Genomic DNA, 14,125 nt, shown 5'->3' on the forward strand with positions numbered 1-14,125 from the left:
CATGGTCTCCTCCATATCGTCGTCCCATGTCGGACGGGAAAGGCTCGGGCGAGCCCGGAAAGCTGCCGCGCTCGCTGTACGAGCGGGAGCTGTACCGGCTTCAGACCGAGCTCGTGAAGCTCCAGGAGTGGGTGCGGGCCGAAGGCGCTCGGCTCGTCGTGGTGTTCGAGGGACGTGACGCGGCGGGCAAGGGCAGCACGATCAAGCGCGTCACCGAACCCCTCAATCCCCGGTTGGCGCGTATCGTCGCTCTGCCGCGGCCCACCGAGCGCGAGCGCGGCCAGTGGTATTTCCAGCGCTATGTCGAGCATCTTCCAGCCGCGGGGGGAAGTGGTCCTGCTCGACCGGAGCTGGTACAACCGCGCCGGCGTCGAGCGCGTCATGGGTTTTTGCACCATGGAGGAACACCAGCGGTTCCTTCGCCAGTGCCCGATCTTCGAGCGGATGCTGGTGGAGGACGGCATTCTGTTGCGCAAATCCTGGTTCTCGGTGAGTGACGCGGTGCAGGAGGAGCGGTTCCGACGCCGACTGCAGGATCCCACCCGCCGGTGGAAACTCTCGCCGATGGACCTGGAATCGATCACCCGCTGGGAGGCCTATTCGCGAGCGAAGGACGAGATGTTCGTCCATACCGACATCTCGGAGGCTCCGTGGTACGTCGTCGAGAGCGACGACAAGCGCCGGGCCCGGCTCAACATGATCGCCCATCTGCTGTCGACCGTTCCGTACGAGGCAGTCGCTCCGCCGGTGATCGAACTGCCTCGGCGGCCTCCGGCCACCGGGTACCAACGGCCGCCGAGGCCCCGACCACGCGTCGCAACTCAGGAAGTGAGGCGAGGGGTCTCACACCACAAGGCCCCCAGAGGTACGACGGCCACCGGACAATCGGCGTGGTGGAGCAGGGTATGAGCGACTCGGCCGAGCTGGAGTCCGAGGTGGCCGCGGCGGCGATGCGCTCCGACGACGATCAGGTCCGCGGCGGCCGAGCGCTGGACCAGCACTTTTGCAGCCGTTTCCTCGACCGCCGCTGAGTGCAGCCGGACCGTCGGGTGATCACGTACGAACTCGGCCACCGCTTCGTCGATCAGGGTCGCCGCACGTTCCTTGTGGTACAGGTACTCACCGGCAGTACGCCGGGGGTCGGCACGGTTGTGCGCTGGACAGCGCCAAGCATGTACGGCATCCAGGACGCAGCCCCTTGCCCCGGCCTCACGGAAGGCGAACCGGACCGCCGCCGATCCTCCCTCCGATTCCCCGACACCCACGAGGATCCGCCCATGCGTGCCTTCGATACCGGCCTTGTCACCGCGCACGACGATGACGGGACAAGGGGCCCGCGCGGCCACGGCCAGGCTGACCGAGCCGAGCAGAAGTCCGGTGAGCCCGCCAAGGCCTCGCTCCCCGGTGATCAGCGCCTCGGCGTTGTGCCCCTCGTGCAAAAGGGCAATCACCGCGTCCTCGGGCGTCACCTCGACCGAGACGTCGACGTCCGGATGACGGCGGCGGGCACGCTCAGCGGCGGTTTCGACGATGCTGTCGGCGAGCGCCTGCTCCGAAGGACGGCCGAGGCTGAGCGCCAGCGCGGCGCCCTCGTACTGCTCCCACCTGGACGCGTACACCAGCCGCAGCGGCAGCCCATGAAGGGCCGCCTCGTCGACGGCCCAGTCGACCGCCCGCAGGCTGGTCTCCGATCCGTCCACACCCGAGACCAGGGGCAGCTTCATCATTCCCACCGCCTTCCACTCGACCGGGTAAGAAGTACCTGCCCTCACAGTTGCACTGGAGTGGGCCGTTCGTGAGGACCGGTTCGGCCCGGATACGAAACGTTCGGCCCCCCTTCGTGGTCCGGCTGGTCCGCACGCACGACGTGCTCTTTGACAGCGGCAGAAGAGACTCGGCGGTGCTGGTTGCCGCCCCGGCGTCTGGCTGGCCCACGAGACGCAGGAGGCCGATAGTGGAGGGAGGAGTGCAGGGCAGTGCGGCGCGAGCGCGCGGGGCCGGGCGGCAGTCCCGGAAGGGATGACGCGACGGGGAGGAGGTGCCGTCGATGTCGAATGCCACGAGCACCGACCTCTACGAGGTCACGATGGCTCAGTCGTATCTGAGCGAAGGAATGACAGGCTCGGCCACGTTCAGTCTGTTCGTGCGCAAACTGCCGCCGGACCGAGGCTTCCTTGTCTGTGCCGGGCTGGATTCGGTCCTCGATTTCCTCTCCGCCTATCGTGTAGACGCAGATGACGTGGACGTCTTCGCTTCCGTGCTGGGACGGCGGCCCGAGGATCTGGCACCGCTGCTCGGCCTGGAATTCAGCGGCGAAGTCCGGGCAGTACCCGAAGGGCACGTCGTGCTGGCCGGAGAACCGCTACTGGAAATCACTGCACCCCTCCCGCAGGCCCAGCTCGTCGAGACCTACGTACTCAACCAGCTCAACCATCAGACCTCCGTCGCCTCCAAATGTGCCCGGTGTGTCCTGGCCGCCGACGGACACCCGGTCGTGGACTTCTCCCTGCGCCGCACTCACGGCATCGAAGCCGGACACCAGGCCGCCCGGCTGGGTGCCATGGTCGGCTTCGCCGGAACCAGCAATGTGGCGGCGGCTCACTCGGAGGGCCTGACCGCGGTCGGCACGATGGCCCACTCGTACATCGAGGCGTTCGGTGCCGAGGAGGACGCGTTCCGGGCCTTCGCCCGGTCCCATCCGGGCCCGGTGACACTTCTCGTGGACACCTACGACACCGTGACAGGCGTGGCGACGGCGGCGCGCGTGCTGCGCGATCTGAGGCTCGGCCCGGGCTGCGCCATCCGGCTGGACAGCGGTGACCTCGGAGCCCTGGCCGTACAGGCGCGGACCATCCTCGATGCTGCCGGCCTCCAGAAGACACGGATTGTGGCGAGCGGTGGTCTCGACGAGTTCGCCGTGGACCGTCTGGTCCGCTCCGAAGCGCCCATCGATACGTACGCGGTCGGCACCCGGATCGGCGTCTGTGCAGATGCCCCCTATCTGGATTCCGCATACAAGCTGGTCGAGTACGCCGGGCGGCCGGTGATGAAACTGTCATCGGCCAAGGTGACGGCGCCCGGACGTAAGCAGGTGTTCCGAAGGCCGGGATACGCGGATCTGATAGCCCTCGTCGATGAGCAGCCGCCTCCGGACGGCGTCCCGCTGCTGGAGTCGGTCATGCGGGAGGGGCGACGCGTTTCGGAACGCGCAGAGCTGGACACAGCCCGGCAAAGGTTCATGACCGACCTCGCCGCACTGCCGCCCGGGGCCCGCACCATAAGAGCGCCCGTCGCGCCAAAAGCGGAACTCTCACAACGCCTCAGCTCACTCACCGCAGATGTCCGCCGGTATATCGAGAAGAATCTACTGGGTAGCGCTCACGGAGCCGTCTGATCCGATCTCGCGATCGGGCGCAAGGAGTGACTCGGCCGACGGATCCGTCAAGTGCTCTGAGATCGCAGAGCCTGCCCACCAGGGCCGGACGGGACCGCGGCGGGGGCCGGTCGACTCATGTCCGTGAACCGGCCGTCCGGCGATGCTGAAATCGGAGGCTACAGAGGAGGCCACCGATGAGCGTTTCTCCGACTCGCATCACCGCAGCCCTGCCTGCCCAGTACCGTGCCCGCCTGATGCAGATCGGACAGGAGGTCAATTTCGCGGAGGGAGTCCGCCTCTTCCAAGAAGGGGACCACGCAGACCGCTTCTGGATCCTGCGCTCGGGCACCGTCACGCTGGAAATCCGCGTACCGGGCAGTTCCCCGGCAGCGATCGAGAGCCTCGGCTCCGGCGAACTGGTCGGCTGGGCCTGGCTGTTCGAGCCCTACGTCTGGCACCTCGGAGCAGAGGCGATGACGCCTGTCCGTACCCATGAGTTCGACGCGGCGACCGTGCGCATGATGATGGACGCGGATCCCGCCTTCGGTTCGGCCATCGGTCATTGGGTCGGGCAGGTTCTCGCCCACCGGTTGCAGGCCACTCGGATCCGTCTGCTCGATCGCTACGCCCCTCATGGCAGCGGCGGGTTTGTGTGAGTACGCCGTCGTGCCACCACCCAACAGCTTACGGAGCACCCCATGGCTGCATCCAGGTACACCGTCAGCGACGTCATGACCCACACGGCTGTGGCCATCGGCCGCGATGCCTCGTACAAGGAGATCGTCGAGCTGATGCATCAGTGGAAGGTCAGCGCCGTGCCGGTCCTCGAAGGCGAGGGCCGCGTCGTCGGGGTCGTCTCCGAGGCGGACCTGCTGCCGAAGGAGGAGTTCCGGCAGGACGACCCGAAGCTGCCCGGCCAATGGGAGGAGGCGTCCAAGGCCGACGCGGTGCTGGCCGAGGAGCTGATGTCGAGTCCGGCCGTCACCGTCCACCCCAATGCCACGCTCGCCGAGGCCGCCCGCATCATGGCGCGCAAGCAAGTGAAACGACTGCCCGTCGTGAACGATCTCGGCATGCTGGAGGGCGTCGTGAGCCGCAGCGACCTCTTGAAGGTGTTCCTGCGCCCGGACGAGGAGATCGACGAAGAGATCCGATCCGCTGTTGTCGCCGAACTCTCTCCCTCGGACCGGGTGGAATTCTCGGTGCTGGATGGTGTCGTCACCCTGCGTGGACCTCTCCGGAACCGTTCCCTGGTACCCCTTCTGGCTCGGGCCATTCGCGCGGTGGAAGGCGTCGTGGACGTGCGCATGGAGCTTGACTGAAGTTCCCTCCAGGCACTGCGTCCCACAACAACAGGTCCGACTCCGCCGCGCGGCCGGTCGCGACCGGCAGGATATCGACGGGTGAAGTTCCTCCGGCGGAGTGGACCCTCGGCCTCTGCGCGGCGGGGCCAGTGTCGTGACTGCGCTGCTGCTGAAACCCGGCCGGTCCGTACCAGTCTCCTTGATCAAGCCGACTGTCGCCACCCCGTCGTAAGCCATGCTTCGTGAACGCCACGGCGTGCAGAGCCGGGCGAGCTGAAACACTGCGCCTGCACGAAGATCTTGGTCCTCGACGTTCCGAGTGGCTCTTCTTCGTTGTGTCGGAAACACTGGAACGGTTTCTGGGACTGCAGCCGATGGTTTCTGGGACTGCAGCCGATGGGGGGCCGTGTCCAGGAGGACGCATATGGCCACAAGGCGACAATTCATCAAGGCCGGCCTCGTCGGCGGAAGCTGCCTCTTCATCCCCACCGGGTCTACCTTCGCACGGGTCTGGCCGGGGATCCCCAGCCGCGTCCTGGACCCGACGCGCATCGGCAAGTACGTCACCGAGCTCGCCGTCCCGCCGGTGATGCCCTGGGCCGAGAAGGACGAGGCAGGACGCGTCGACCACTACACGATCGCTGCTCAGCAGTTCCGGCAGCAGATCCTGCCGGCCGGTATGCCCGCCACAACGGTGTGGGGATACGGATCGACCCGGCATCCGGGAAGCTTCTCCTACCCGTCACGCACCGTCGAGGCGACCTTCGGCCGGGCCATACGGGTCACGTGGGTGAACCAGCTGCTCGACCGCCACGGCAACCATCTGCCGCACCTGCTGCCGGTGGACCCCACACTGCACTGGGCCAACCCCCAAGGCGGCATCCCACGGCGTGATACACGGCCGGCCTTCACCTCGACACCCGGCCCCTATACCGGCCCCGTGCCGATCGTGACCCACCTGCACGGGGGACACAACACGCAGGAGAGCGACGGATACCCCGAGGCGTGGTACCTGCCCCGCGCATCCGACATTCCCGACGGATACGCACGGGTGGGCACCTTCTACGAACATTTCAGGACACTGTTCGAGAACCAGTTCGACGCAATGTGGAAGCCTGGAGCCGCCGTATTCCAGTACGCCAACCAGGAGCGTGCCGCCACCTCCTGGTTCCATGACCACGCTCTCGGGGTCACCCGGCTGAACGTCTACGCAGGGCTGGCGGGCTTCTACCTCCTGCGCGGCGGGCCGGCCGACCTCCCGGACGGTGTGCTTCCGGGGCCGGCGCCGAAACTCGGCGACCCCCCGGGAAAGCACTACTACGAGATCCCGGTCGTCATCCAGGACCGCTCGTTCTCCACCGACGGCAGCCTGTTCTACCCGGCGAGCCGCGCATCCTTCGACCACTTCACCGGGCCCTACATCCCCGGCAGTGACATCTCCCCCATCTGGAACCCGGAGTTCTTCGGCAACACGATGGTGACCAACGGCCGTACCTGGCCCACTCTCTCCGTCGAGCCGCGCCGCTACCGCCTGCGGTTCCTCAACGGCTGCAACGCACGCTTCCTGATCCTGAAGATCGTCACCGACCCGATGGCCCCTCGTCCCGCGGACCCGGTGCTCCCCTTCTGGCAGATCGGTTCGGAGGGAGGCTTCCTGCCCGCACCCGTACAGCGTGACCAACTGCTCACCGCCCCCGCCGAACGCGCCGACGTCGTCGTGGACTTCACCTCCATCCCGGTCGGCACTGATCTCTACCTCATCAACGAGGGGCCCGACGAGCCGTTCAGGGGCGGGAGAGCAGGCACGGACTTCCGGCCGGCATCCCCCGGGACCACGGGACAGGTCATGAAATTCACGGTGGCACGACCACTCGCCACGCCGGACAGGACCATACCCCCCGCCCACCTCACCCTTCCGCCGTTCGAACCACTGGGCCCAGCGAGCCACACGCGGCAGGTCTCCCTGCAGGAGCAGAACTCCGCGGTCCTGCGGGGCGTGGGCCCCCGCGTGGTGATGCTCGGCACCCTGGACCGGCACGGAAACCCGACCCCCATGGGATGGGGCGATCCCATCACGGAGACCCCGGCACTCGGGGCGACCGAGATCTGGGAAATACACAACTCCACCAGCGACGCCCACCCGATCCACATCCACGAGGTTCAGTTCCAGGTCGTCGACCGGCAGAGCACCGGGCACAACCCAAGACCGCCAGAGCCCTGGGAGAGCGGTTTCAAGGACACGGTGATCGCCTATCCGCACGCCATCACCCGGGTCAAGGCCACCTTCGACCGGGCGGGACAGTACGTGTGGCACTGCCACATGCTCGAACACGAGGACAACGAGATGATGCGGCCGTACCGTGTCGGCCCTCACTGAACGCCGAAGCACCGACTGCGCGGGTGCCTCATCAGGCGGGTTCTTGACGGACTCGCACCGGATGCTTCGATGAGCTCGGCGTCGGCAGCAACGGATGCCGTCCTCTGCCCTCGCCGAGCAGCAAGACGTCGCCGGGCACCACAACAGCTGCGGCAACCTCCCGTGCGGTGCCGTCACGCAGGACGCGGACGATTGGTGCCGACAGGGCCGCCACGGCGTGGCCGGCACGGATCTCCTGGCACCTCCGCCGCCTCGTTGCGGCGGTGCTCGGCCGGACGCCGCTCGGCCTCCGGACCAAGCCAGCCCGTAGAGCTCCTGTCCGGGCTTCCTCTCCCCGGCCGGGGTGGTCGTCACCGCGGGGTTCACACCAGGGGAACTGTGATTACCGGGCAGTGTGCCCGGTGCAGCAGTCCGTGGACAACGGAGCCGAGCCGCATGCCCGTGTAGCCGCCCCGGCCACGGCGGCCCACGATGACGGCCAGAGCGTGTTCGGACGCCCCGGCCAGTTCCTCCACCGGATGTCCCATAGGCACCTCGTGCGTCAGGTGCACGTCCGGGTACTTCGACGACCAGCCCGCCGTGGTCTCGTAGAGCATGCGCCGCTGAGCCTGCACGGCAACCTGCTCGTCCTGGAACATGACTACGGGTGGCTGCCAGACCGAGACGGCGCGGAGTGCGGCTCCCCGGAGGTCGGCCTCCTCGAACGCCAGCCCCAGCGCCGCCTTCGAGGACTCACTGCCGTCGATTCCCACGACCAGATAAGTGGGTTCCTGCGTGATGTGCTCCGCGTCGCCCACGACCACCACGGGACAGCGCGCCTGGGCCGTGACGGGGACGACGAGAGAGCCGGCACTGAAGTATTCCGCCGTACGGCTCAGGTGCCGGGACCCGAGAACGACCATGCGGGCCCGCGCGGACAGCCCGCCCAGCACGGCAGCCGGGAATCCGTCGAGCAGATCGGTGGCCGGCCGCAGTTGCGGATGGCGCGCGCGGGCCCAGTCGGCGCCTTCCCGAAGGGCGTCCGCCCCTGCTTGGAGCATGGCCTGTCTGCCTGGGCTGTCATCGCCGTGGTGCCGGTCGCGCGACGGCGGTACGGCCACGACGAGCCGGAGTTCCAGCCCGCGTCGATGCGCCTCGTCAGCAGCCCAGGCCAATGACAGGTGCCAGTTCCTGGCCGGATCGATACCGATGACGAGTTCACGGCGTTCGTCAGTGCCCATCACGGCTCGCTCCCGTGCCCGGAACCGTGCCGCGGAATGAGCTGCACGGGGCAGTGCGCGTGGTGCAGAAGGCTGTGCGTCGCCCGCCCGAGGGTGGGGCCGATGAAACCGGGCGATCGCCGTCCGCCCATCACCAGCAGATCCGCGTGGCGCGATGCCTCCACCAGGACCCCGGCGACGGTCAGGCTCTTCTCGGCTTCCGCCTGCACGTTCAGGTCCGGGAATTCGCCGCGGATCCGGTCCGTCACGGTCATCAGGTGATGGACGTGTTCGCCGGCGATCGCTTCGATATCGTCGAGCATGGTCACGGCGAGTCCGGCGGATTCGAGAATGTTCCACACGTGCAGCAGCCGCAGCGAAGCCTTACGGATCTCGGCTTCGCGCGCCGCGTAGCGGGCGCATTCGGTGTCGTGATCGTCACGGACCGCGGCGAGCACCACTCCGGTCTCGCTCCCGTTGTCGGTGCCCCTGACCACGATGACCGGTGCCGTGGCGCCTGCGGCGAGCTTCAGGCCGACGGATCCGAGCATGAGGTTCTTGAACCCGCCGAGACCGCGGTTGCCCACTACGACAGTGCCGCGCATGCCGGCGGTCCGGTGCAGGCTGGGGACGGGTGCACTGCGGCTGAACTCCGTGGTGACGTGCAGACCGGAGTACCGTTCTTCGACGGCAGCGGCGGTTTCCCGCAGTAGTTCGCGGCCCGCGCTGCGAACGCGCTCGATACTCTCCGCCGAGAGGTAGAGAACCCGGCCGTCCGTGTCTGCCGCGTAGACGATGCGCAGCGGGCTCTCGCGGCGAGTGGCCTCGGTCGCTGCCCACAACGCCGCCCGGCGGGCCGGCTCGGAGCCGTCGACACCGACGATGACGGAGCCCAGTTCCGGGCTGCCGGTGGTGCCTTTCATGGTTCCTCCTCACCGAGGGCCACCGAAGGGTCGACTCTCAGGCTGGCACCACGGGCCCCTGCGGAGAGAGGGCCACTCAGGACCGCCCGGGGGCCCAATGGACCCTGTCGAGAGAATCCTGCCGTGCACGGGTGCCCGGACGCCCGATCCGGGTCCGACCGGTCCCGGCCACGACCCATTCGGCCCTCCTCCTCTCAGTACGGTCCGGCGGATCGTGGTCCGTGGATAACCTGCGGGCGCTGCGTCCATGCGGCTCCCTGCGAGAAGGCAGGAGGCGCCTCCATGAAGCGCATCAAAGTGGGAGATCTGATGACCGACGAGGTCGTCTCGGTCGTCCCGGTCACCTCCTTCAAAGAGGTTGCGAAGCTACTTGCCCAGCACAACATCAGCGGACTGCCCGTGCTCGACGACGAGGATCGGGTCGTCGGCATCGTCTCCGAGAGTGACCTGCTGAACCGACAGGCGGCGAGGCACCTCGTGACGGGCGACTTCCCCGACGCCGCCGTCGGGACCGCAGTCTCGTCCGGAGCGGAATTCACCGCTGCCGAGGTCATGTCGACACCGGCGGTGACCGTCCACGCGGACGAGACCGCACCGGACGCCGCCCGGCTGATGATGCGCAGTGGCGTGGAGCGGCTCCCGGTCGTGGACGACGAGGACAGACTCGTCGGTATCGTGACGCGCCGGGACCTGCTGCGTGTCTTTCTGCGCCCCGACGCGGAGATACGACGGCGCCTCGTCGAGGACGTGCTTGTGGGCACCATGGGGCTCAGAGCCGACGTGGTCACCGTCCATGCAGTGGACGGCGTTGTCACCCTGGAAGGCCGGCTGGAGAGCCAGAGCCAGATCGCTGTCCTGACCTTCCTTGCCGAGCAGCTCGACGGGGTGGTCGCGGTCGTGAGCCATGTGTCCGCACCCGTGGACGGCCCCGTATCCGCCTCCTCACAGTGGACCGAGCACGGGCTGTCCGCAGAGCCATGAGGACGCGCTGCTGCCATCGCCGCTCATAGCTGTGCGCCGCAGCATCTCCTTCAGGATTCCAGTGCGAGGACGAGGACCCGGCCATGGACCATCGCATCATCCACAAGCAGCCCGGGCCCGGCGTCGCCTTCGAACTCCAGGATTATGAGCGGACCCGCGCCGAATTCACCTGGGACGAGGCTCGGTCGCGGCTGGCCGGATTGCCCGGTGGCGGGCTGAACATGGGATACGAAGCCGTGGACCGCCAAGTGGCCGCAGGCCTTGGCGGTCGGGAGGCGCTGCGCTGCGTTGCAGCGGACGACACGGTCACCTATATCAGTTATGGCGAGCTCGCCTGCCTCACGGGCCGCTTCGCGAACGCACTCACGGCCATGGGGGTGGCTCGGCAGGAGATGGTGTTCACGCTCCTGGGCCGTTGCCCGGAGCTCTACGCGACGGTGCTGGGCACGCTGCGCGGCGCCCGCGTGCTGTGCCCGTTGTTCTCCGCGTTCGGCCCGGAGCCCGTACGCCAGCGGCTGGAGTTGGGCGACGCCCGGGTTCTTGTCACCACGCAGGAGCTGTACCGACGCAAGGTGGAGGAGAACAGGCACCGCCTGCCGCGCTTGGAGCACGTGCTGCTCGTCGGCCCCGTCAAAAATCCGCCGCCTGGAACGGTTTCGTTCGCCGAGATCATGAAGCAGGCATCGCCGGAGTACACCGTTCCTCCCACCGATTCGGAGGATATGGCTCTGCTCCATTTCACCAGCGGCACAACCGGGACTCCCAAGGGCGCGGTCCACGTGCACGATGCCGTCGTCGCCCATCACGCGACGGCGGCCTTCGCACTCGACCTCCGCCCGGGCGATATCTACTGGTGCACGGCGGATCCCGGGTGGGTGACCGGTACTTCGTACGGGATCATCGCTCCGCTCACGCACGGAGTGACCCTCGTGGTGGACGAGGGCGACTTCGACGTACACCGCTGGTACCGCATCCTGGACAACCAAAAGGTCACCGCCTGGTACACGGCGCCAACCGCGATCCGCATGCTGATGCGCGCCACCCCCCGGAACGGGACGAGGAAGCTCCCGGGGCCGTACGACTTGTCGGCCCTCCGCTTCATCGCCAGCGTGGGCGAGCCGCTGAACCCCGAAGCCGTCCTTTGGGGGCAGGACGTCCTCGGCCTGCCGATCCATGACAACTGGTGGCAGACGGAGACGGGCGCCATCATGATCGCCAACTTTGCCTCCAGCGACATCCGCCCGGGCTCCATGGGACGTCCCCTGCCCGGAGTCGACGCCGGCCTTCTCGAACGTGGCGAGAACGGCCGCGCCGAGGTCACCGACGGACACGTGCACGTGATCGGCGAACCGGGCATCGAGGGAGAGCTGGCACTGCGTCCGGGCTGGCCGTCCATGTTCCGGGGCTATCTGCACGAAGAAACCCGCTACGCGGCATGCTTCGCGGACGGCTGGTACCTCACGGGCGATCTCGCGAAGCGGGACCAGGACGGTTGGTTCTGGTTCGTGGGCCGCGCCGATGACGTCATCAAATCGGCAGGACACCTGATCGGTCCGTTCGAGGTGGAGAGTGTGCTCATGGAGCACCCCGCCGTCACGGAAGCGGGCGTCATCGGCCGTCCGGATCCTGTCGTGGGAGCGGTCGTCAAGGCATACGTGTCGCTGCGGCCGGGCCACGCACCCGACGCCCACCTGAAGCGAGAACTTCTGGCGTTCGCACGGCGGCGACTGGGGCCCGCCGTGGCTCCCAGGGAGATCGATTTCGAGCAGAACCTCCCCAGGACCCGCAGCGGCAAAGTCATGCGTCGGGTGCTGCGTGCCCGCGAAATGGGGCTGCCCGAAGGAGACCTGTCCACGGTCGAGAACCCGGGATGACGCACTCGCGAGAGAAGGCACGACGATGAGCACCACCACCGCGCGGACCGACGAACGAGCCCGTCCGGCAGCGCGCAAGGGCACGCGCAAGAAGGCGTCCACCACCACTGCCCACCGCGCGACCGCATCCGATCACCGTCTTTCCCTCCTCCGGCAGATGCTCGTCATCCGCCGATTCGAAGAACGGTGCGTCGAGCTCTACAGCAGCACGAAGATCCGAGGATTCGTCCACCTCTACATTGGTGAGGAGGCCGTCGCCGTTGGCGTGAACGAGGCCCTGCGCCAGGAGGACGCCGTGGTGTCCACCTACCGCGAGCACGGGCATGCTCTGGCCCGCGGTGTGCCCGCCGACGCGGTAATGGCCGAGATGTACGGCAAAGTCACCGGTTGCAGCCGTGGACACGGCGGTTCGATGCACCTGTTCGATGCAGACCGCCGTTTCTACGGTGGCAACGCGATCGTGGCCGGTGGGCTGCCTTTGGCGGCCGGACTCGCACTTGCCGACCGGATGCGTGGCGGCACTCGTGTCACCTGTTGCTTCTTCGGTGACGGCGCCTTCGCGGAAGGTGAGTTCCACGAAACGGCCAACCTCGCGGCACTGTGGCGGCTGCCCCTGCTGCTGGTCTGTGAGAACAACCTGTACGCCATGGGAACGAGCCTGGCCCGTGAACACGCGCAGACCAACCTCGCGATGCGCGCTTCGTCCTACGGCATGCCCGCCTGGACCGTCGACGGCATGGACGTGCTCGCCGTCGAAGCCGCCGCCCTCCAGGCCGCGGAATCCATACGGGCGGGCAACGGACCGCACTTCCTCGAAGCCCAGACCTACCGGTTCCGCGCCCACTCCATGTACGACCCGGACCGCTACCGGGCCAAGTCCGAAATCGAGCAGTGGAAAGAACGCGACCCGCTCCAAGGACTGGCCGACCGGATGCGTTCAGAAGGACAGCTCGAGGACCGGACGATGGAACAGCTGGAGCAGGACGTGCTCGATGTGATCGAGCGCGCCGTTCGGTCGGCGGAGGACGCGCCGGCGGAGCCCGTCGCAGACCTGCTCCGCTACGTGACGAGTGAACCGGGGAACACCCCATGAACACGCGCCGGGCATCCACAAAGGCTCCCCCACCGACCACCTACCGGGAAGCCCTCCGCGAGGCACTGCGCGAGGCACTGCACGACGAGCGGGTTTTCCTCATGGGAGAGGACGTAGGCAGATACGGCGGATGCTTCGGCGTCAGCCTGGGACTCCTGGAAGAGTTCGGACCCGACCGGATCAGGGACACTCCCCTGTCGGAGTCCGCGTTCGTCGGCGCGGGCATCGGTGCCGCGCTCGGCGGGATGCGGCCGGTGGTCGAGATCATGACCGTCAACTTCAGCCTCCTCGCGCTGGATCAGATCCTCAACAACGCGGCCACCCTGCTGCACATGTCCGGCGGGCAGCTGAGCGTACCCGTGGTGATCCGCATGACCACCGGAGCGGGACGGCAGCTCGGCGCTCAGCACTCCCACAGTCTGGAGGGCTGGTACGCCCACATCCCCGGGATTCGCGTGCTCGCACCGGCGACCCTGGACGACGCGCGGCATATGCTGGCGGCCGCCCTCGCCGACCCGGACCCGGTATTGATCTTCGAGCACGGCAGCCTGTACAACGCCGCGGGCGTCCTGGATCCCACCATTGAGGCCGTCGACCTCGACAGTGCCGCAGTTCGCAGGCCCGGCAAGGATGTCTCTGTCATCACGTACGGCGGTTCACTGTCGAAGGCCATGGCCGCCGCGGACATCCTCTCAGGGGACGGCATCAGCGCGGAGGTCCTCGATCTGCGTGCCCTGCGTCCCCTCGACGATGCCACCGTCATGGAATCCGTGGGCCGCACGCACCGGGCCGTGGTTGTGGACGAGGCATGGCGCAGCGGCAGTCTCGCCGCGGAGATCTCGGCCCGCATTACCGAACAGGTGTTCTACGAGCTCGACGCCCCGGTGCAGCGCGTATGCAGCGCAGAAGTACCCATTCCCTATGCCCGGCAACTCGAAGAGGCAGCGCTGCCCCAACCCGCGTCGATCGTGGATGCGGTGCGTCTGGCGGTGAGCTGA

At 67.6% G+C, this 14,125-nt stretch carries 11 protein-coding genes and 1 pseudogene; 9 read left to right on the forward strand and 3 right to left on the reverse strand.

The annotated features are described in order from the left end of the window. Positions 1-26: 26 nt before the first annotated feature. Positions 27-909: pseudogene (gene ppk2 / locus OG306_RS03420) on the forward strand (polyphosphate kinase 2). On the opposite strand, the gene OG306_RS03425 reads toward ppk2, so the two are convergent. Further along, a complete protein-coding gene (locus OG306_RS03425) occupies positions 822-1,724 on the reverse strand; it encodes a universal stress protein (RefSeq protein WP_266752061.1) in 903 nt (300 codons plus the stop codon). The pseudogene ppk2 and the gene OG306_RS03425 overlap by 88 nt on opposite strands. Positions 1,725-2,047: 323 nt before the next feature. On the opposite strand from OG306_RS03425, the gene OG306_RS03430 reads away from it, so the two are divergent. From OG306_RS03430 to OG306_RS03445, 4 genes are all read left to right on the forward strand, one after another. Next, the gene (locus tag OG306_RS03430) at positions 2,048-3,394 is read left to right on the forward strand and encodes a nicotinate phosphoribosyltransferase (protein WP_266744564.1); all 1,347 of its coding nucleotides are present in this window, start codon (positions 2,048-2,050) and stop codon (positions 3,392-3,394) included. 176 nt (positions 3,395-3,570) lie between these two features. After that, positions 3,571-4,032 (forward strand): cyclic nucleotide-binding domain-containing protein, encoded by a 462-nt coding sequence (locus OG306_RS03435; RefSeq protein ID WP_266744565.1) that lies wholly within the window; start codon positions 3,571-3,573, stop codon positions 4,030-4,032. A 42-nt stretch (positions 4,033-4,074) separates the two neighbouring features. Continuing rightward, complete coding sequence (locus tag OG306_RS03440; RefSeq protein ID WP_266907391.1) at positions 4,075-4,698, forward strand: CBS domain-containing protein; 624 nt, start codon at positions 4,075-4,077, stop codon at positions 4,696-4,698. Between the two features lie 406 nt (positions 4,699-5,104). Beyond that, entirely contained in the window at positions 5,105-7,057 is a 1,953-nt protein-coding gene (locus OG306_RS03445; RefSeq protein ID WP_266744567.1) for a multicopper oxidase family protein, read from the forward strand. A gap of 362 nt (positions 7,058-7,419) precedes the next feature. Here the strand turns inward: OG306_RS03445 and OG306_RS03450 are convergent, their stop codons facing one another. Then, entirely contained in the window at positions 7,420-8,280 is an 861-nt protein-coding gene (locus OG306_RS03450) for a universal stress protein (RefSeq protein ID WP_371665111.1), read from the reverse strand. Then, positions 8,277-9,179 carry a universal stress protein gene (locus OG306_RS03455; protein ID WP_266744569.1) on the reverse strand — a complete coding sequence of 301 codons (903 nt, stop codon included), beginning with the start codon at positions 9,177-9,179 and terminating at the stop codon, positions 8,277-8,279. Before OG306_RS03455 ends, OG306_RS03450 begins: the two co-directional genes overlap by 4 nt. Positions 9,180-9,461: 282 nt before the next feature. Between OG306_RS03455 and OG306_RS03460 the strand changes: the two genes are divergently transcribed. From OG306_RS03460 to OG306_RS03475, 4 genes are all read left to right on the forward strand, one after another. Beyond that, positions 9,462-10,160: a CBS domain-containing protein gene (locus tag OG306_RS03460; RefSeq protein WP_266907388.1), complete on the forward strand. Its 699-nt coding sequence runs from the start codon at positions 9,462-9,464 to the stop codon at positions 10,158-10,160. Positions 10,161-10,243: 83 nt separating this feature from the next. Then, complete coding sequence (gene acsA, locus OG306_RS03465) at positions 10,244-12,034, forward strand: acetate--CoA ligase (RefSeq protein WP_266744571.1); 1,791 nt, start codon at positions 10,244-10,246, stop codon at positions 12,032-12,034. 25 nt (positions 12,035-12,059) lie between these two features. Next, a complete protein-coding gene (gene pdhA, locus OG306_RS03470) occupies positions 12,060-13,127 on the forward strand; it encodes a pyruvate dehydrogenase (acetyl-transferring) E1 component subunit alpha (protein WP_266907387.1) in 1,068 nt (355 codons plus the stop codon). Next, complete coding sequence (locus tag OG306_RS03475; RefSeq protein WP_266744573.1) at positions 13,124-14,125, forward strand: alpha-ketoacid dehydrogenase subunit beta; 1,002 nt, start codon at positions 13,124-13,126, stop codon at positions 14,123-14,125. The genes pdhA and OG306_RS03475 overlap by 4 nt, the downstream gene beginning before the upstream one ends.

The sequence above is a fragment of the Streptomyces sp. NBC_01241 genome, assembly GCF_041435435.1.
Taxonomy (GTDB): domain Bacteria; phylum Actinomycetota; class Actinomycetes; order Streptomycetales; family Streptomycetaceae; genus Streptomyces.